Here is a 19,858-nt window from a genome sequence, read left to right as displayed (position 1 = left end):
CCGCGCCGTGGCACAGGCCCAGCGCGCCGTGCTGGCGCGCTCCACAAGGAGGGGATCATGCCCGACGTCAAGGGGCTGAAGCAGAAGCTGAAGGCTGGCGAGGTCTGCCTGGCGCTGCGCCCGCCGATCGCCTACACGAAGAGCCAGCTCGAGGTGGCGCTCGGCAAGGGCGACTACGACCTGATCTACATCGACGGCCAGCACACGGCGTTCAGCGACGATCAGCTGGTGGCGATCTGCGCGGCGGCCGAAGCGCTGGGGATGCCGGTCCAGTTCCGCATCCCGCACACCCGCAACACCTACCTGATCGGGCGGTACCTCGACCTGGGCCTGAGCGCGGTCCTGGTGCCGGAGACGGTCAAGCCGGAGACGGTCGAGGAGGCGGTGGGCTACGCCTACTACCCGCCCATCGGCCACCGCAGCTGGGGCGGCGCGGCCCGCTTCGGCACGAAGCGCGACGGCAAGACGCTGGGGCGGCCGGAGTACGCGCCCTGGTGGAACGAGCATGTGGTGGTGGGCGTGCAGATCGAGGCGGTCGAGACCGTCGAGAACGTGCGCTCGCTCATCCGGCCGGGCCTGGACTACTTCGCCTTTGGCCCGAACGACCTCAGCTTCGACCTGGAGCAGCACCCGGAGTACCGCTTCCGGACCACCGACGAGTGCACGAAGTACGTGGTGGAGCAGTTGCAGGGGACGGGCATCCCGTGCGGCATGGCCATCGTGACGGAGCCGCACGAGCGGCAGAAGTACCTGGACATGGGCCTGACGATGTTCCAGGAGAACCCGCGCCCGTAGGCTGACTCCGCGCCCTCGCCTGGGATTTGCCCCCGCTCCCGCACGCGGGAGTGGGGGAGCCGGCTCTCCTTCGTGCAGAGAGAGTTGGTGGCGGTAGCTTGACGCTTCGGTTACCCGTCCCTGGCCTTCTGGCGACGCTACGATGTACGACGGGCCGTTCCTCGTGGTCAACGTGATCGCCCTGCGGAGAGGAGCCGACACATCATGCTGCTGATCTACGATCCTGAGGGAGATGTGGTCCAGGTCGAGCTCCTTGATGTCCGGCCTGGCGGCATCCACCACTCCGATGCCCCTGGCAACGGGTTAGATCATTGTCGCGGGATCGACCGGGCCGAGAGCGGCGAGATCGTCGGGTACTACTTTATGGGCGCCTCTGACGGCGTCGATCTCCGTGGGTTGCCGCATGAAGAGGCGCTCTTTGAGCTCTTTTCCCGTTGCGGGCAGTTTCAGGTGCAGCACACCTACGAATCGGATCCGAGTCCGTCGTCAGCCGCGTCTCGATCCTGACATCGTAGCGTCCGCTGGGACAGTAGCTGACCGATCTCGCCGCCTCGGAGGCAGAAGACTCGCCGGTGGAACCATGCCGAACTGCCCGCATGCGGGCCTGACGATGTCAGCCGGCGAGCGGGCGCAGCTCAATCGAGGCGTGGACCGTCCGCTCTGGCTCCTCCCCGACGGCCCCTGGCGGCGGATCGATCTCCAGATCGCAGAGCAGCCCCCACTCCGTCGGTGCGAGGCGGAGCACCGTGGCCGTCTGGCCGGTCTTCGCTACCACCACCCGCTCGCCGATCGCAGGCCGCCAGGGGCCGGACGCTCCGGGTACATCAGCCAATGCTGCACCCCCTCTCCACGGGCGCAGATGGTACGGGGCCGGCGGTGCGGCGTCCAGCGCATAGCGGCCACGCTTCCGTGAGGACTCCGCCGGCGTAGGTTGCCCCGGACGGCGCGTCCGCATATACTGCCGGCGCTCAATCGGTTGTGCTTCCGTGCACAACCGAGACGCTGTCGGTCCTGGTCCGATGATGGATCGTGAGTCGTTGCCGGCTATGAGCGCCGGTACAGGAGGGTGACCAATGGCGAGGCACCTATCGCGGCGTGCGTTGATCAACCAGTTCGCCGTTCCAGCTCTGGCGGCCGCCTTCGTGGCGGCGTGCGGCGGCCAGGCTGCGCCGGCGGCGCCTGCTGCCAAGCCCGGCGAGGCTCCGAAGCCCGCCGCTGACGCCAAGCCGGCCGAGGCTGCGAAGCCCGCTGCCGATGCCAAGCCGGCCGCCGGCGCGACGCCCGTCTACTCCGGGGTCACGGGGACCGTCGTGACGGCTGCCAAGCCGGCCGCCGACGCCTCCAAGGCCAAGGGCACCATGCGCTACCTCTACAACGCCACCCCGGGCGCCAACGAGAAGGTGCACCTCGACCTGATCGACCTGTTCGGCAAGCTCTACCCGGATGTGACGGTCGAGAAGATCCGCGTCCCTGACGATGCTGAGGGCACCCGCAAGCTGCTGGCGATGATCGCCGCCAACGACGTGCCCGACCTGTTTTGGAACCGCCAGCGCACCGCCACGCCGTTCATCGCGCGCGGCGCCCTGATGGATCTCAAGCCGATGGTCACGGCGGACAAGATCGACCTCAACGACTTCTGGCCGAGCGCCCTCAAGACGTTCGGGCGCGGCGACGGCCTCTACGGCCTGCCCAGCTCTTCCAGCTCGAACGCCTACTACTTCAACGCCGACCTCTACCAGGCGGCCGGCGTCCCGCTGCCGACCGAGACGGCCAAGAAAGGCCCCTGGAACTGGGACGTCCTGACCGAGCAGGCCGTCAAGATCACCAAGGGCGACGGCCCGAACAAGGTGTTCGGCTTCGACCCGGTCCTCTCGATCTACTCTGTGGACATGTACATCTGGCAGAACGGCGGCAAGCTCTGGGACGACGACCTCAAAGAGTGCTACCTGAACAGCCCTGAGGCCGTCGGCGCGCTCCAGTTCCTGGTGGACTTCACCCAGAAGCACAAGGCGATGCCGACCAGCGCCGAGACCGGCACCTCCGGCTCGGGCGGCGCGACGGACCTGTTCGCGGGCGGGCGCACGGCCATCAAGATGGCCGGCCGGTTCATCCTCGACACGCTGCTCAAGTCCACGTTCACGGTCGGCATGGTCATCGCGCCGGACGGCCCGAAGGCGAACACGACCCGTGGCGACGACCTCGCCAGCAGCATCGTCAAGAACGCCAAGAACCCCGAGGCTGCCTGGGCCTACGCCAAGATGTGGACGGCGGACGACGGCCAGAAGATCATCCTGGACAGCCGCCGCAGCTTCACGGCCCGCCGCTCCTTCCTGAACAGCGACGCCATGAAACAGTTCCTGCTGCCCTGGGAGGATCTGGAGACCTACAAGCTCGGGCTGGAGCGGACCGGTGTGTACGTCGCGCCGAACCACACCGGCGAGGTCAACACCATCTTCGACCGCGAGCTGAACCTCGCATATCTCGGCGAGAAGAGCGTCAAGGACGCCACCGAGACGATGAAGAAGGAGATCGACGTCGCGCTGAAGAAGCCGCTGTAGGCGTCACGCTCTCGGCGTCACCACCGGGCGCGAAAGGACACAGCCTCATGGCGACCGTTTCGGCGCGGCCGGCAACGTCCACCCGGCGCGGGGGGTTCAGCCCCCTGCGCCGCCAGGAGACCATCGCCGGCTACCTCTTCCTCCTACCGAACATCCTCGGGTTCCTGGTCTTCTCCTCGATCCCGGTCTTCGCGACGTTCACGATCTCGATGCTGGACTGGGATCTCATCCGGGCGCCGCGCTTCGTGGGCCTGGAGAACTACATCAAGCTGCTCACGGACGACGCCGTCTTCCGCAAGGTGCTCTGGAACACGGCCTACTACGTCCTGGGGACGGTGCCGGCCGGCGTGATCCTGAGCCTGCTGCTGGCGCTGGCGATGAACACCAACGTGCGCGGCATCGCCATCTACCGGGCGCTGTTCTTCATCCCGGTGATCTCGGCCTCGGTGGCAGTGGCGGTGATGTGGCGCTGGCTCTACAACACCGATTTCGGGCTGATCAACCTGGTGCTGCGGAACATCGGGATGAGTCCGATCCCCTGGCTGTCGAGCACGGCCTGGGCGATGCCGGCCGTCATCATCATGGCCGTCTGGAAGAGCCTCGGCTACAACATGCTGATCTTCCTGGCCGGCCTGCAGAGCATCCCCGTCCACCTCCACGAGGCGGCGGCCATCGACGGCGCGAACAGCGTTCAGCGGTTCCGGCACATCACCCTGCCGCTGCTGGCCCCGACGACCTTCTTCGTGCTGGTGATCTCGGTGATCGGGTCGTTCCAGGTGTTCGACCTGGCGTTCGTGCTGACGCGCGGTGGCCCCGGCGACGCCACGAACACCATCGTGATGTACATCTACAACCAGGCGTTCCAGTTCTTCCACATGGGATACGCGGCGGCCATCGCCTGGGTGCTGTTCGGGATCGTGTTCCTGGTGACGCTGGCGCAGCATCAGCTGCAGAAGCGGTGGGTGCACTATGAGCATGAGTGACCCGCACCAGGGGGAAGGGAGGGCCGCCGATGGCTGCTGGAGCTGAGGTCCGCACGCAGGCTGACGCCGTGGCGGGGCGGCAGGCTGGCAGCATGAGCCGGCGGCTCCAGATGGTGCTGGCCTACGCCGCCCTGACCGTCGGCTCGTTCTGGGCGCTGTTCCCGTTCCTGTGGATGATCTCGACCTCGCTCAAGTCCGATTCTGAGGTCTTGATCTACCCGCCGGTCTGGTTCCCCTCGCCGCCGATCTGGGAGAACTACCCGGCCGTCCTGAAGCTGGTGCCGTTCGGGCGCTACCTGCTCAACACGATCGTCGTGACGGTGACGGTGACGATCCTGGAGCTGATCACGTCGTCGTTCGCGGGGTACGCGTTCGCGCGGCTCCAGTTCCCGGGCCGCAACAAGCTGTTCCTGCTGTACCTGGGGACGCTGATGATCCCCGGGCAGGTGACCATCATCCCGAACTTCCTGCTGATGTCCTGGCTCGGGTGGGTGGACACCTACATGGCCCTGATCATCCCGGCGGCGTTCAGCGCGTTCGGGACGTTCCTGCTGCGGCAGTTCTTCCTGTCGATCCCGCCAGAATTGGAGCAGGCGGCCCGCATCGACGGCTGCTCGTATTTTGGGATCTACCGGTACATCATCCTGCCGCTCTCTGGGCCGGCCCTGGCGACGCTGGCGGTGTTCGCGTTCATGACGCAGTGGAACGCATTCTTGTGGCCGCTGATCGTGACGAACAAGGAGACGATGCGGACGCTGACGGTGGGGATCCGGTACTTCGGGGACGAGGCGGCTGGGCAGTTCAACTACCTGATGGCGGGAACGGTGATGAGCATCATCCCGATCCTGCTGGTGTTCCTGTTCTTGCAGCGGTACTTCGTGCGCGGGGTCGCGCTGACGGGCATGGGCGGCCGGTAAGCGCGAGACACCCATCGTTCGCGCTGATGCTGGCACAGCCGGTGCACCGAGACTTCTGAGGGGAAGCACGATCTTCGTCGAAGAACTCACGTGCGTTCCCGCGGAGGTCAGCAGATGCAGGACACTCGAACCGACGACCCGAGGCTGGAGCAGGAAGGCCTGGAGCACACCGAGAGCGACCCCGATCAGCAGCGACCCTTCAGAGACGAGTTCGACGTGAAGCCGGAGTCGCCCAGCGAGGGCGGCGGCAAGGGCACGGAGACGTCCTGACGCAGCCCCCAGGTGCCGACGAACCGGCGCTGATGATCCGGCGCCGACCACGGTTCCCTTCCCCTGGCAGTTTGTCACCCCCGGCGTGAGTTTGGCGTTAGGCCATGTGGGGGCAAGGCACGGTCCGCGTGCCGACCGTTGCATGGACAACCCGGGGGAGGGAACCGATGCTGCATCGCTGCATGCCGCGGCTGTCACGCGTCGTGATGCTGCTGCTGGCGTCGCTGACGATCGTCACCAGTTGCGCGCCGGCCACAGGGGTTGCGCCGAGCGCCGGCGCGCCAGGATCGGCGAGCACTGGTGTGTCAGGAGCCACACTGGCGGCCGGCACACCGGTCGCTGGTGGGCGCGTCGTCGTCGGCGCGATCTCGGACGCCAAAGTCCTCAACCCGGTCCTCAGCAGCGACGTCCCGTCCGCCGAGGTCTGGGGCCGCGTCTACGAGTCGCTGATCCGCGTCGATCCCGAGTCCGGCCAGCCGCTGCCGCGCCTCGCCGAGCGCTTCGAGATGTCGCCGGACGGCCTGGGCCTGACCTTCACCCTCAGGAGCGGTGTGACCTGGAGCGACGGCGCGCCGTTCACCGGCGACGACTTCAAGATGACGGCCGAGGCGGTCATGCGGTCCAAGAAGTCCGTCCGCAAGAACCTCTTTCAGGACATCGTCGGCGCGCGCGAGTACGCCGAGGGCAAGGCGACCGAGATCGCCGGCATCACGGTCAATGGCAACGTGCTGACGGTCACACTGGCGAAGGCGTTCTGCCCGGCCCTCACCGAGCTGGGCCTCTTCGGGATCATCCCGCGCCACGTCTTCGGCAAGTATCTGGACCCCGCCGATCCGAACAAGAACCTCGACGAGGCTGCTGAGAACAACGCCCCGGTTGTCGGGACCGGCCCGTTCGTCTTCTCCGAATGGAAGCAGAACGACCGCATCGTGCTCAAGAAGAACGAGCGGTTCGCGTTCGGCGGCCCCTACCTGGACGAGTGGGTCTACAAGGTCCATCCGGATGCCACGGCGATGGCCGCCGCGCTCAAGACCGGCGAGATCGACCTGGCCCGCGCCGAGCCGAAGGACGTTGACGGCCTGAAGCAGATCGACACCCTCGCCTTCTACTCGTTCCTCAGCCCGGGCTACACCTACATCGGCTGGAATCAGCTGCGCGGTGGCAAGGAGTTCCTCCAGAACAAGAGTATCCGGCAGGCGCTCGCCTACGGCCTCGATACCCAGGCCGTCATCGACTCGGTCCTGCTCGGGCAGGGCCAGAAGGTCTACGCCCACACCCCGCCCGTCTCCTGGGCCTACGACCGGGCCGGCCTCCAGGAGTACGCCTACGACCCGGCCAGGGCCCGCGCGATGATCGAGGCCGAGGGGTACACCCAGGGGCCGGACGGCGTCTACCAGAAGGACGGCCAGCGACTCGCCCTCACCATGCTGACCAACTCCGGCAACAAGATCCGCGAGACGCTTCTTCAAGTAGCTACCGAGCAGTACAGGCAGATCGGCGTCGAGGTGACCCCCCGCACCGAGTCGTTCGAGGCGCTGACGGACCGGCTGAACAAGGGCCGCGACCCGGTCTACGGCGAGCAGGGCGGGCGCGACTACGATGCCGTGATCCTCGGCTGGTCGATGGGCGTCGATCCGGACGCCTACGGCACCTGGCATTCGAGCGGCGTCAAGAGCGGCCAGAACCAGGTCGGCTATCGGAGCGCCGAGGTCGATCGGGCCCTGGAGACGGGCCGCACCTCCTGCGGTCAGCCCGAGCGCCTCGCCGCCTACAAGGCGTTCAACCAGAAGCTCAGCGACGACCAGCCGTACAACTTCGGCTTCGCCGGCAACACGCTGCTCTTCGTCAACAAGAAGTTCCAGAACGTCCAGCCCGGCCCCTTCCCGAACGTCCAGAACAGCTACTGGCACAACGTCGAGCAGTGGTGGATCCGGACGTAGAGTCGTAGGTCGTGGATCGTAGTTCGTGGGGGTAGGCTTCCACGATCCACGCCCCACGATCCTCCGCAAGGCGGAGCCTTTGTGACACGCTTCATCGTCAGGCGGCTGATCCAGGCGGCGCTCACCCTGGTGGGCGTCACCATGCTGACCTTTGCGCTGGTGCGCCTTGCGCCCGGCGACCCGGTCAGCCTGATGCTGGCCGGCTCCGGCGACCTCTCCGCCGAGGACATCGCCGCCCTGCGCGCTGCCTACGGCGTGGACGAGCCGATCCCCCAGCAGTACGTCCGCTGGGTGGGGCGCGTGGCCCAGGGCGACCTCGGCTCGTCGCTGCTCTCGAAGCGGCCGGTCGGCCAGATGATCGCCTCAGCCCTGCCGAACACCCTGCAACTGTCACTGGCGGCGCTGGCGGTGGCGCTGCTGGTCGGCGTGCCGCTCGGCGTGACGGCAGCGCTCCGACGCGGCACCTGGGTCGATCAGGTCATTCGGGTGTTGAGCGTCGGCGGGCACGCCGTCCCGCCGTTCTGGCTCGGACTCTTGTTCATCCTGACGCTCTCCGTCCAGCTTCGACTCTTCCCCGTCGGCGGCATGCTCAGCGTCGGGGCCGGCGAGTGGGACGTTGGGGACCGACTCTTGCACCTTGTCGGGCCGGTCCTGACGCTCAGTCTGGCGGGCATCGCCAACTACACTCGCTACCTCCGCACCGAGGTGCTGGACGTGCTGGCCCAGGATCACGTCCGGACCGCCCGCAGCAAGGGCCTTCCAGACGGCGGCGTGGTCTGGCGGCACGTGCTCAGGAACGCACTGACGCCCGTCATCACGGCGCTCGGCGGCGTCCTGGCGGCGATGGTCTCAGGCGCGTTGGTCGTGGAGCAGGTCTTCGCCTGGCCTGGCATGGGGCGGCTGGCGTTCGAGGCGGCGCGCGGCAAGGACTACCCCGTCATCATGGGTGTGGTGCTGCTGACCAGTGCGCTGCTGCTGGTGAGCTACCTCCTGCGCGACATCCTCTACAGCGTGGCCGATCCACGCGTCGGGCACGAGTGATGGCCCTCCGCGACCCAGACGACCGTGCTGCCTCCCCCGCCCCCCGCGAGCCAATCCATCGTCCCGCCCGCATCCTGCGCCGGCCCGAGTGGGACCGTCTCGATTCGATCCTCCCCGCCGCCCGCCCCCGACCCGGCGTCTGGCGGCAGCTCTGCGCCAGTCCGCTGGCCGTCGCCTCCATCGCCGTGCTGGCGTTCCTGGCCGTCGGCGGCCTCGCCGCCGACGTGCTGTCCGCCTGGCTCTTCGGCGTCGGCCCGACGACCCAGAACCTCCGTGCTGCCTACGCCCGCCCGGACCTCTGGCAGCCGTCGCTGTGGCTCGGGGCGGACGAGCTTGGCCGCAGCCAGGTCGTGCGATTGCTCTATGCTGCGCGGATCTCGCTGGCGGTCGGGCTGGGGGCGGCGGCGCTCAATCTGACCCTCGGCGTGCTGGTCGGGCTGGCGGCCGGCTACTTCCGCGGCCGCCTGGACGACGCCCTCCAGTGGCTCGCCAGCACCATCCGGTCGGCGCCGTCGCTGTTCCTGTTGCTGACGATCGCCGTGCTGTTCGAGCCGGGGCCGTGGGTGCTGGTGGCCGTGCTGGGGCTGATCTCCTGGCCGAGTGCCGCCCTCTTCGTGCGCGGCCAGACCCTCTCGCTGCGGACCCGCGAGTACGTCGGCGCGGCGCGGACGCTCGGGGCCTCGGACTGGCGGCTGATGCGGCGGCACCTGCTGCCGAACCTGCTGCCGCTGGTGGTGACGCTGGCGGCCATCGACGTCGGCTCGATGATCCTGGCCGAGTCGTCGCTCTCGTTCCTGGGGCTGGGGATCATGCCGCCAACCCCCTCGTGGGGCAACATGCTGACGAACGCCGTCAGCGCGCTCGGACGGGCGCCCTGGCTGGTCTGGGGGCCGGGCGCACTGATCTTCCTGACGGTCCTGGCCCTCTACCTGCTGGGGGACGCCCTGCGGGACGCGTTGGACCCGCGCCTCAGCCCGCGCTCGCAGCGACCGAGGTGAGCGGCGATCCTGTTGGAGCGCGGAGGCGTGTCCGGCAGCCCGAATCAGGCCCGACGGCCCGCTCAGCCGAGCGGAGCGAACGCCGGCAGCCCGGCCACGATCAGCGCCAGCCCGAGCGCCACCAGCAGCCATTCCACCAGGGACAGGTGGCCCAGCCGGAACCTCAGACAGCGCCGCGTCGCGGAGGCGTGCATCGGGGTGCTCCCTGGTCAGACGGTGTGCGGTCGTAGCGACGATGCGCCCCGGCCAGCCGGATCTCGCAGATATTCGTCAGCCAGCAGGGACGCAGTGGGTCGGTGGGAGGCTCGCAGGACGATTGCACGGTCGCTTGCGTTCCCGTAACGCCATCAAACGAGCGGTCGGGGCCTGGAGTTCCCGCCTACAGTCACGTCGTCGCTGCGCGACGGACGCCGGGAACGCCAGGGACTGATACGCCAGGGGCGTCGCGAAGCGACAGCACGATGGTAGGCGGGGCTTTCAAGCCCCGACGCGGCAGCACAATGTCGACATCATGCCATTGCTCTGCAAAGGCGCAGCAGCAGCAGGGGCATCGGACGGTATCATTCGTGCCAGCATCTCACGATATCCTGGCATCACACGCCACCGGATGCCACTGGCCAGCCCATCTGCCTTCTCGCAGGAGTGATCCCCATGCGTTACCGCCGGCTGGGCTACCGCTATGCGGTCGTCATGGCAGCCAGCCGCCCGCGACCGCTCGCCGACGTCTGGCAGCCGCACACTGCCAGCGTCAGCATGGGTCAGCCGGCCTGGCGGCCCCCCACGGACATCATCGAGACGGCTTCAGAGGTCATCGTGCTGGCCGAGCTGGCCGGCGTCGATCACGAGCAACTGGACGTGCTGCTCTTCGAGGATGCCCTCATCGTCGAGGGTGAGCGGCGGCTGCCAGCGGTCCACGCCGCTGGCGTCTACCACGCCGCCGAGATCCGGCAGGGACAGGTCCGCCTGGAGCTGCCGCTGCCGAGCACCATCGACCCCGACGGCGTCGAGGCCCGCTACGAGCGCGGACTGCTCGAGCTGCGCCTGCCGAAGCGTGTCAGCCCCAGTCGCCCCACCACCATCCCCGTCAGCCGGCCTCTCGACGCGAACGTTGCCCGTTCAGCCAGCCAGGAGGCGAGCCGCCGAACAGAGAGAGATAAGCATGGATCCTGAACGACCGGAGTCGGAGCAGACGCGGCCAGCCCGGGCGCGCCGGGCCCGGAAGCCCGCGGAGCAGCAGCAACAACAGCCAGCCGCCGAGGGCGCACAGCCAGACGCACCCAGGAGGCGCAAGCCGTCCGGTACCCGTGCGACGAACGGCAGCCGTGCGACGGCCGGCAGCCGGCGGCGAGCCGATGTGTCCCAGATGGACGCCGATGCGGCCCGGACCGACGCCGATGCGGCCCGGACCGACGCCGATGCTCCCCAGGCGAACGCCCAGGCCGGCGACGCGCGGCCTGTCGCCCGCTACGGCGAGGCCCGCGACGGTGAGGCCACCTACGCCGGCGATGAGGATGCGCCCGCCGAATCCGGGCCGGCCGTGGAGGTGGCCACTGGCGACGGCCCTTCGCCGAGCAGCCCGGTCATCCCAGGCATCCTGCCGATCCTGCCGTTGCGCGGCGGGACGGTCGTCTTCCCGCTGGCCGTCATGCCGCTGTTCGTCGGGCAGGAGCGCTCCATCAAGCTCATCGACGACGTGATGCGCGGCGACCGGCTTGTCGCGCTGGTGGCGCAGACCTCGGACGCCGTCGAGAACGCCGGGCCGGACGACCTTCACAGTATCGGCACGGCCGGCGTGATCCATCAAATGGTCCGTGCTCCTGACGGTACAATCCGGTTGATGATTCAGGGCGTCGAGCGGGTGCGTCTCGGCACGTTCGTGCAGACCGAGCCGTACCTCAAGGCCGAGGTCGCCGTCTCGAAGGAGACGCCGTCTTCGGGCGTCGAGACGCAGGGGCTGCGCCGGGCCGTGCTCGACCTGTTTCGCCGGCTGATCCCGCTGGTGGACGAGCTGCCGAGCGAGATCATGCCGGCCGCCGAGGCGCTCGAAGATCCCCGCCAACTGGTGTACCTCGTCGCCTCGACGGCGCCGCTCTCGGGGACGGTTCGCCAGGAGCTGCTCGAACAGGACGTGCTCGACGCCAAGTTGCGGCGGCTGGTCGAACTGCTCCAGCACGAGCTGGCGATCCGCGAGCTGGGCCAGAAGATCACCACCGAGACCCGCGAGCGGATGACGAAGGCTCAGCGGGAGTACTTCCTGCGCGAGCAGCTGCGGGCCATCCGCCGCGAGCTTGGCGAGGAGGATCAGAGCGGCGACCCGTCCGAGCTGCGCCAGCGCATCGACGCGGCTGGCCTGCCCGAGGAGGCCCGCCGCGAGGCCGAGCGCGAGCTGAACCGGCTCCAGAACGTCCCGCCAGCCTCGCCGGAGCACGGCATCATCCGGACCTACCTGGACTGGATGGCCAGCCTGCCCTGGAACCGCCTGACCGGCGGCGAGATCGACGTGCCGAAGGCCCGTACGATCCTCGACGAGGACCACTACGACCTGGAGAAGATCAAGGACCGCATCCTCGAGTACCTCGCGGTCAAGAAGCTGCGCCAGGACCGTCTGGCCCGCGCCGCCGAGGTGGTCGCGGATGGCAGCGCCGAGACTCCTGGGCCGAACACCCAGTCCGAGACGCCCACGGACCGCGTGGCCCGCGAGCCGATCCTCTGCTTCGTGGGGCCGCCGGGCGTCGGGAAGACCAGCCTCGGGCAGTCGATTGCGCGGGCGCTGGGCCGGAAATTCGTGCGGATCTCGCTCGGCGGCGTCCACGACGAGGCTGAGATCCGGGGCCACCGTCGCACCTACATCGGCGCGCTGCCCGGGCGGATCATCCAGGCGATCCGCCGCGCCGAGGCCCGCGATCCCGTCTTCATGCTGGACGAGATCGACAAGGTCGGCGCGGACTGGCGGGGCGACCCCTCGTCGGCGCTGCTGGAAGTGCTGGACCCGGCCCAGAATAACAGCTTTACTGACAATTATCTGAATGTCGGGTTCGACCTCTCGCAGGTGCTCTTCCTGACGACGGCCAACACGCTCGACACGATTCCGGCTCCCCTGCGTGACCGGATGGAGGTGCTCCAGCTGTCGGGGTACACCGACGCTGAGAAGGTGCAGATCGGGCGAACGTACCTCGTGCCGAAGCAGCTGGCCGCCCACGGTCTGCGCCCGGAGGAGCTGTCGTTCGAGGACGAGGCCCTGCGGACGGTGATCCGAGGCTACACCCGCGAGGCCGGCGTCCGGAACCTCGACCGGGAGATCGCCACGCTTTGCCGCAAGGTGGCGCGGGAGATCGCCGAGGGGCGCACCGAGCCGGTCAACCTGACGCCAGACGAGGTGGTCAAGTACCTCGGCCGGCCCCGCTTCGTGGATGAGGTGGCCGAGCGGACCCAGCGGCCCGGCGTGGCGACCGGCCTCGCCTGGACGCCCGTCGGCGGCGACGTGCTGTTTGTCGAGGCGACCTGCATCCCCAGCAAGTCCGAGCAGCTAATCCTGACCGGTATGCTGGGCGACGTGATGCGCGAGAGCGCCCAGGCGGCGCTCTCCTACGTGCGGGCCTACGGCAGCGCGCTGGCCGGCCCGGCCGTCAGCTCCGCAAACGGCAAGGGCGAGAACGGGAAGGCCCGTACTGGTAGGGGCGGCGCGTCGGAGCCGGCGGGGCAGGCCGCGCCGCCGTGCGCCGGGCTGGACGGCCGGGTCTTCGAGGATGCCACCATCCACCTGCACGTGCCGGCCGGGGCGATCCCGAAGGATGGACCGTCAGCAGGAGTGACGATGTTGACGGCCCTGGCCTCGCTGGCGACCGGCCGCCCGGTTCGCTCGGACCTGGCCATGACCGGCGAGCTGACCCTGCGCGGGAAGGTGTTGCCCATCGGCGGGGTCAAGGAGAAGGTGCTGGCCGCGCACCGGGCCGGCATCAAGACGCTGCTGCTGCCGCGCCAGAACGAGCGCGACTACCTGGAGGACGTGCCGCCCGAGCTGCGTGACGAGCTGGAGACGGTCTTCGTGGACACCGCCGAGGACGTGCTGCAGCACGCGCTGCAGCCGGCGAAACAGCAGCCGGCGAAACCTCAGTCGGGGACACCGCGTCGGGCGCGCGGCGCGGCGCAAGCCGGCCGGGCCGGGCGGTAGCGGTTGGCCCCGCGCGGTGGTGACCGGCCGAGGGCGGAGATGAGCTGATGGTGCGTTTGCCGACGAACGTCGAGTCGCTGGTGGGCAGCGGCGAGTCCTCCGCCGAGCAGTACGAGCTGCTGCGCTGGGCGCGCTGCCTCTCCGCGCAGGGGCTGAGCGACGCGGCGGGCGTCGTGGCGCTGCTGCAGCAGGTCGAGCGCGAGCACGAGGAGGCGAGCCGCCAGCGCGGGTATCCGATCGCCGGCGGCCCGACCGTCTCGATGGCGCAGTGCGGCGCACTGGCCTCAGCCGGCTACCTGGACGAGCCTGCGTGCGTGGCGGTCGACCAGCCGCCGGGTGACTGGTCGATGGTCGAGCGGGTGGTTGCCGAGGCCCGGGCAGCCCGGAGCGCCCGGCCGCCGCAGCCGCGGGCGTATCCCGAGCCGCGGGCGTATCTCGAGCCGCGGGCCTCCGCCGCCGCCGACACGATCGTCTGCCGCACCTGCGGCCGGCAATTGCCGGCAAACGCGCGTTACTGCGGCTACTGCGGCATCCGCGTGAGCTGACGGCCTGCCCGCCGGAGCGCCCGCGTAACGTACAATGCCGTGCCACCGAATCGGCAAACTCGGGAATGATTCTGTGCCCAGCGGCGTTGAGCCTGGGGAAGCACGCTCAACCCTGAACCGAGAGCCCAGTGAGGAGGGTCCATGACCGCAGCCCCTGTTGCCACTGACATCATCAGCGCCCTTGCCGGCGTCGCGCCCGGCTCTGCCATCGCCGAGCTGCGCGCCCAGCGCCCGGAGGCCACCGAGCACGCCCAGGGCAGCTACACCGCCCTCTTCGATCCTGCGGAGCCGGTCGGGCTGAGCCCGGTCGAGCGGTTCGCCATCGCCCTGCGCGTGGCGTCGATCCACGCGGCCACCGAGGCCGCCGCCCACTACGAGGCGCGGCTGGTGGCGTCCGGCGGCGGCCCGGAGATCGTGACGGCGGCCCGCTCGTACAGCCAGGTGCGCGCGTCGGTGCCGGCGCGGCTGCGGGCGGCGTTGCGCCACGCCGAGCTGCTCTCGCGGCACCCGGTCGATGCGACCTCCGACCATCTCCAGCTGCTGGCCGATGCCGGCCTCGCGACGGTCGAGATCGTGGTGCTCTCGCAGATCATCGCCTTCGTGAGCTTCCAGGTCCGCGTCATCACGGCGCTCAAGCTGATCGGCGGCACGAGCGGCCCGCTCAGCGACATCCCGGCCGGCCCGCCGGCCGCCGCTGCGACCCCCGGCACGCTGCCCCCCGCGACCATCGTGCGGCCCGGCAAGCTGAACAGCCCGCCAGTCTTCACGCGGGCGCAATTGGAGTGGACGCCCTGGCTGGAGCCGCTGGACATGGCCGACGCCTCGCCGAAGCAGGCGGCGGCGTTGGAGGGGCGGCGCGGCAACTCGCCGTACTTCCGGCTGCTGGCGCTCGACGCCGACGTGCTGACCGAGCGGACGGCCACCGACCTCGGCATCTTCTACACCCACGGCGGCGCGCCGCGCCCCGAGCGCGAGCTGGCGGCGGCGGCGACCTCTCGGCTGAATGGCTGCATCTACTGCGCGTCGGTCCATGCGCGGCTCTCGGCCCAGCTCAGCAAGCGCGAGGAGGATGTGGACCGGCTGTTGGACAAGGGCGTTGGCCCGGGCATCGATCTCGGGTTGGACGACCGCTGGACGGCGGAGGTGAACTTCGCGGTCGAGCTGGCGCGCACGCCGTCCGCCGCGACGACGGCCCAGGTCGAGAAGCTGCGGTCGCTGGGGCTGGCCGAGCTTGAGATCCTGGACATCGCGCAGGCGGCGTCGTTCTTCAGCTGGGCGAACCGGCTGATGCTGACGCTCGGGGAGCCGTGGGTTCCGGAGTCCTGAGTCTGCCTACCCTCCAGCCTGTCAACTGACCCGCCGAGGCCCGTTCCCGATCCTGGGAGCGGGCCTCTGTCGTTCCTGAGGGCGCCCGTCAATTGGGCGCCCATCCCGACACCGAGCGTCGGCGCCGCCGTGTGTGCGGATTTCCGGGGCCGGCCCGAGATTGTGTGACCGTCTGCCGCTCTCTGGCGTTTAACAAGGCGGCAAGATGTCCGTCCCCATCGTGCGGCGGTACATCCCGCGCCCGAGACGATGGAAATGGGCGGGGGACACGTCCCCGCGCTACGAGGCTCGCGCCAGTCACCCGCTCGGTGGGAAGGTCGAGATGCACTGCTCATGCGTCGTGCGATAGTTGCTCTGCTGCTCCTCGTCGGGCTTGCGCCGCTGGCGCCGGCCGCCCACGCCAACACGCCAGACGTCGTGCCGGCCCTCCGGGCCAGCGCCGCGCAGGCCGCGCCGGCGCTCCAGGCCAGCGCCCCAGGTGCTCCGACTGCCGCGCGTTCTGCCGCCGCGTTGCCGCCCGGCAGCCGCATCTCCTGGCAGGGCCAGGACTGGTACCTGCTCGGGGCGAACATGGCCTGGGCCAAGTGGGGCCGCGACTTCGGCGGTGGCAGTGGGGATGGCGTCAGCTCGCCGGACTCGCGCGCCAGCATCAACGACCGCCTTGCCAATGCCAAGGCTAACGGCGTCAACGTCGTCCGCTGGTGGACCTTCGAGGGCGACGCCTGGCAGATCGAGCGCGACGGCTCCGGCATGCCGACCGGGCTGAACCCGGCCATCTACCAGGATTTCGACGCCGCCCTGGAGCTGGCCGAGGCCAACGACATCACCTACGTCTTCGTGCTGTTCTCCGCGCCGTCGCACCTGCCCCAGTCCTGGCTGAACGATCCCGCCCAGCGGCGGCAGCTGGCGAACGTGCTCGGGCCGCTCTTCGCGCGTTACGCCGACAACCCCCGCGTGATGTCCTGGGAGGTCTTCAACGAGCCAGACTTCGACGTCTGGAAGGAGAAGGTCTCCGAGTCGTCGATGCGCGAGACGGTCCGCGAGGTGGTCAACTCGATTCATGCCAACTCGAAAGCCCTGGCGACGGTCGGGATGGCCATGCTCGACGGCCTGCCGATGATCAAGGGCCTCGGCCTCGACTACTACCAGGCCCACTGGTACGACTACATGCAGCCCGGCGACTGGTGCGCCCTCTGCACCACCTACGAGGACGTCCGCCGCAAGCACGGTCTTGACGGGCCGCTGGTGATCGGCGAGTTCTACCTCGGGTCGGATGTCGAAGCGCCGCACATCCGCCTGGAAGACTTCTACTCCAAGGGGTACGCCGGCGCGTGGGCGTGGTCGCTCTACCCAGAGTCCACCTTCGACAAGCTGGATATCGACTGGAACTCGGTCCGTATCTTCGCGGGCAAGCACGACGATCTCGGCCCCCGGGTGACGGCCGCGCTGCCGCCGTCTCCAGCCCCGCCAACCCAGCGTCTCGGCTTCAACTCCTCGGCGTTCGCGGCGCAGTCGCGGATCGCGCCGGGCGGCCGGCTCCCCGTAGACGTGAAGGTGACGTCCACGGCGGGGATTCGCGTGCTGGTGGACGTCGAGATCTACAGCCCGGCCGGCGAGAAGGTGCACCAGCAGGCGTTCGACAACCAGTCGTTCGGCCCTGGCGAGACCAAGGCGTTCACCACGATCTTCGCCGTGCCGCCGAGCGCCGCCCCAGGCGAGTACACCGTCAAGGTGGGCGTGTTCACCCCGGGCTGGGGCAAGGTCCACGACTGGAACGACAACGCCGCGAAGTTCACGGTCGGCCGGTAGCCCAGGTCGTGCGCGACGATGGCGCTCAGACGACAGCCTGTTGGGGGTCAGACCCTGCCACGTCACTTCTTCCGGCTGGTGGTAGCACGATCGCCGTCCGTAGACGATTTCTTCTCGCAAGCGGCACTGGGGAAACCCGTGCGGCTTCACGCTCCACATCTTGAACGTGAATGGGCCGGCTTGTCCGTTTTCGACAGCCTTCGGGCCACCGTCCGTGTTGGCCAGGCGCGAGACTGGCGAATCGGCGCATTCGTTGCGGAGATCATCATCCCAGACGATGCCCAACTTCAATATGTTGGGCCAGGGCGATCTGGACACTGGCTCCTGAATCGTCAGGATGGCGACATGCTCGATCGTGGGGATGCCGCCCGATTCATCAAATGGACCGTGTCAGTCCGATACGGTCCAGGACTGCGCGCGGAGGACGAACGTCCACATCGGTAGCGCGTGCTACAGTGAGCGTGGAGCGTGTATGGCCGCCCAACCCGAATTCTACGAAGTATGGGATGACAGCACGGGCAATCGCCTCGGTGAGTTCGACACCCTTGCTGAGGCGCGGTCATTGCTGGAAGCCGTTCTCAGCGAGCAGGGTGAGGAAGCGGTTCGTCCGCTCGCGGTCCTCGCGTTCACTCCTCAGCGAGGGCCGGAGGACGCCGACCTCTCGGCCGAAACGGTGCTGGAGGGTGTCGAGTTGCTGGCCCTGGCTCGCGGCGAGCGGGTGTCTCGTCCCGCGTCGTAGGTCAGGCGACGGGCTCGCGGGCCGCCGCGAGCTGCTGATGCTCGCCCCGTTCCACGATCTGCCGCAGCGCGTCCACCGCCTGCCAGACCTCGTCAAAGCTCGTGTAGAGGGCGATGGGCGCCAGCCGGATCACGTTCGGGGGGCGGAAGTCGGGGACGAACCCGCGCACCTTCAACGCCTTGCACAACTGCACCGCCCGCGGGTGCTCCAGTGCCACGTGCCCGCCCCGCCGTTCGGACTCGCTCGGGGTGCCGATGGTGAAGCCATACGGCGGGTCTGACAGGTGCTCGCGCGCCAACTCCATCAGGTAGCCTGTCAGCGCCAGCGACTTCGCCCGGATGTGCGACAGGCCGGCCTCCTCAACGACCCCGAGCGCCCCGTAGAGCGCTGCCGCCCCCAGGACCGGCGGCGTCCCGATCTGCCACGCGCCGGCGTGCGACGCTGGCGTGAACTCCTGGGCCATGTCGAACTGGCGAGCCTTGTCCGAGCCCCACCAGCCGACCAACCCGGGGGCTGTCCCATGATGCCGCTCGTGGACGTAGAGCGCGGCCACCGCGCCCGGGCCGCCGTTCAGGTACTTGTACGAGCACCAGACCGCCCAGTCCACGCCCCAGTCATGGAGCGTGTGCGGGACCGCCCCCGCCGAGTGCGAGCAGTCCACGCCGACGAGCACCCCACGCTCGTGGGCCGCCGCCGTCAGCCGGGCGATGTCCAGCAGCTGACCGCTCCGGTACAGCACCGAGGGGATCACCAACAGCGCCGTGCGCTCGTCCAGGGCCGCGATCAGGTCGTCCTCGCGGATCGTGCGGCCGTCCGGCGAGGGAACCAGTGTCAGGTGCTCGGCCGGGTCCAGGCCGCGCAGGCGGATCTGCGAGGCCAGTGTGTACAGGTCTGACGGGAAGTCCAGCGTGTTGGCGACGATCCGCGTCCGTTGCGGCGATGCGCCGTAGAAGGTCGCCACCAGCGCGTGCAGGTTGACGGTGGTGGAGCCGGTCACCACGACCTCGTGTGGCAGCGCCCCGACGAGCCGGGCCTGCCGTGCGCCAAGCTCCTCCCCGAGGGTGAACCATGGCCGCTCGCCGCCGAGCCAGCCGTCGATGCCGTACTGCTTCCAGTCCGCCAGGGCCGCCAGCACCGCCGCCTCGGCCTCTGCCGAGATCAGCCCGAGCGAGTTACCGTCCAGGTAGACCGTGCCCGGCCGGCAGGCGAACCGACCCCTGAAGGAGGCCAGCTCGTCGGCGGCGTCCTGCGCGCGGGCCGCTGCCCGCGCGTCGTCGAATCGTCCCATCACGCACCACCTCGCGCCGCCCTTGAACTTGTCGGGAGTGCAGGCATGCTCCCACAGGAGCGGGTGGACTGGCAACGGCCGCCAGGGGTGACGCAGGGCGATTGCATGTTGATGTCGTCGTGCGGCGGCGTCGGGGCTTGAAAGCCCCGCCTACGATCCTGCAGTCGCTGCGCGACGCTGTAGTCTCACCAGTCCCTGTCCGTGCCCGGTGTCCGTCGCGCAGCGACGGCGTGACTGTAAGCGGGGGTTTCAACCCCCGACCGCCCCTTCCATGATGCTTCGGGAACACCAGCGAACATGCAATCGCCCTGAGTCACGAACCGGAGCGATTGCATGATGGCCTCGTCGTGCCGCCGCGTCGGGGCTTGAAAGCCCCGCCTACCGTCCTGCAGTCGCTGCGCGACGCTGTAGTCTCACCAGTCCCTGTCCGTGCCCGGTGTCCGTCGCGCAGCGACGGAATGACTGTAGGCGGGGCTTT

17 protein-coding genes are annotated in these 19,858 nt (G+C 69.0%); 15 read left to right on the top strand and 2 right to left on the bottom strand.

Features of this window, described 5'->3' with window-relative positions:
* Positions 1-57 precede the first annotated feature (57 nt).
* Entirely contained in the window at positions 58-795 is a 738-nt protein-coding gene (locus IT306_30555) for a hypothetical protein (protein MCC7372793.1), read from the top strand.
* A gap of 204 nt (positions 796-999) precedes the next feature.
* Positions 1,000-1,302 carry a hypothetical protein gene (locus tag IT306_30550; protein ID MCC7372792.1) on the top strand — a complete coding sequence of 101 codons (303 nt, stop codon included), beginning with the start codon at positions 1,000-1,002 and terminating at the stop codon, positions 1,300-1,302.
* 106 nt (positions 1,303-1,408) lie between these two features.
* Here IT306_30550 and IT306_30545 read toward each other — a convergent pair whose 3' ends face one another.
* Positions 1,409-1,627 (bottom strand): hypothetical protein, encoded by a 219-nt coding sequence (locus IT306_30545; protein ID MCC7372791.1) that lies wholly within the window; start codon positions 1,625-1,627, stop codon positions 1,409-1,411.
* Positions 1,628-1,868: 241 nt separating this feature from the next.
* Here IT306_30545 and IT306_30540 point away from each other — a divergent pair, with 241 nt between their 5' ends.
* From IT306_30540 to IT306_30480, 13 genes are all read left to right on the top strand, one after another.
* Entirely contained in the window at positions 1,869-3,353 is a 1,485-nt protein-coding gene (locus IT306_30540; protein ID MCC7372790.1) for a sugar ABC transporter substrate-binding protein, read from the top strand.
* Between the two features lie 47 nt (positions 3,354-3,400).
* Positions 3,401-4,336: a sugar ABC transporter permease gene (locus IT306_30535; GenBank protein MCC7372789.1), complete on the top strand. Its 936-nt coding sequence runs from the start codon at positions 3,401-3,403 to the stop codon at positions 4,334-4,336.
* A gap of 92 nt (positions 4,337-4,428) precedes the next feature.
* A complete protein-coding gene (locus tag IT306_30530) occupies positions 4,429-5,253 on the top strand; it encodes a carbohydrate ABC transporter permease (GenBank protein MCC7372788.1) in 825 nt (274 codons plus the stop codon).
* Between the two features lie 114 nt (positions 5,254-5,367).
* Positions 5,368-5,523 (top strand): hypothetical protein, encoded by a 156-nt coding sequence (locus tag IT306_30525; GenBank protein ID MCC7372787.1) that lies wholly within the window; start codon positions 5,368-5,370, stop codon positions 5,521-5,523.
* Between the two features lie 167 nt (positions 5,524-5,690).
* Positions 5,691-7,463: a hypothetical protein gene (locus tag IT306_30520; protein ID MCC7372786.1), complete on the top strand. Its 1,773-nt coding sequence runs from the start codon at positions 5,691-5,693 to the stop codon at positions 7,461-7,463.
* An 81-nt stretch (positions 7,464-7,544) separates the two neighbouring features.
* Positions 7,545-8,504 (top strand): ABC transporter permease, encoded by a 960-nt coding sequence (locus IT306_30515; protein ID MCC7372785.1) that lies wholly within the window; start codon positions 7,545-7,547, stop codon positions 8,502-8,504.
* Positions 8,504-9,502 (top strand): ABC transporter permease, encoded by a 999-nt coding sequence (locus IT306_30510; protein MCC7372784.1) that lies wholly within the window; start codon positions 8,504-8,506, stop codon positions 9,500-9,502. Before IT306_30515 ends, IT306_30510 begins: the two co-directional genes overlap by 1 nt.
* A 651-nt stretch (positions 9,503-10,153) precedes the next feature.
* On the top strand, positions 10,154-10,672 hold the full coding sequence (locus tag IT306_30505) for an Hsp20/alpha crystallin family protein (GenBank protein MCC7372783.1): 519 nt from the start codon (positions 10,154-10,156) through the stop codon (positions 10,670-10,672).
* A 439-nt stretch (positions 10,673-11,111) separates the two neighbouring features.
* Positions 11,112-13,673: an endopeptidase La gene (lon, locus tag IT306_30500; protein ID MCC7372782.1), complete on the top strand. Its 2,562-nt coding sequence runs from the start codon at positions 11,112-11,114 to the stop codon at positions 13,671-13,673.
* A gap of 47 nt (positions 13,674-13,720) precedes the next feature.
* Entirely contained in the window at positions 13,721-14,218 is a 498-nt protein-coding gene (locus IT306_30495; protein ID MCC7372781.1) for a zinc ribbon domain-containing protein, read from the top strand.
* A 141-nt stretch (positions 14,219-14,359) separates the two neighbouring features.
* The gene (locus IT306_30490) at positions 14,360-15,544 is read left to right on the top strand and encodes an alkylhydroperoxidase domain protein (protein ID MCC7372780.1); all 1,185 of its coding nucleotides are present in this window, start codon (positions 14,360-14,362) and stop codon (positions 15,542-15,544) included.
* 333 nt (positions 15,545-15,877) lie between these two features.
* Entirely contained in the window at positions 15,878-17,353 is a 1,476-nt protein-coding gene (locus IT306_30485) for a cellulase family glycosylhydrolase (GenBank protein ID MCC7372779.1), read from the top strand.
* A gap of 472 nt (positions 17,354-17,825) precedes the next feature.
* Positions 17,826-18,092 (top strand): hypothetical protein, encoded by a 267-nt coding sequence (locus IT306_30480; GenBank protein ID MCC7372778.1) that lies wholly within the window; start codon positions 17,826-17,828, stop codon positions 18,090-18,092.
* Between the two features lies 1 nt (position 18,093).
* Here the strand turns inward: IT306_30480 and kynU are convergent, their stop codons facing one another.
* Positions 18,094-19,380, bottom strand: coding sequence for a kynureninase (kynU, locus tag IT306_30475; protein ID MCC7372777.1), 1,287 nt, complete (start codon positions 19,378-19,380; stop codon positions 18,094-18,096).
* Positions 19,381-19,858 lie beyond the last annotated feature (478 nt).

The organism is Chloroflexota bacterium, assembly GCA_020850535.1.
GTDB lineage: Bacteria > Chloroflexota > UBA6077 > UBA6077 > JACCZL01 > JADZEM01.
This window is presented reverse-complemented; position numbering and strand designations above follow the sequence as displayed.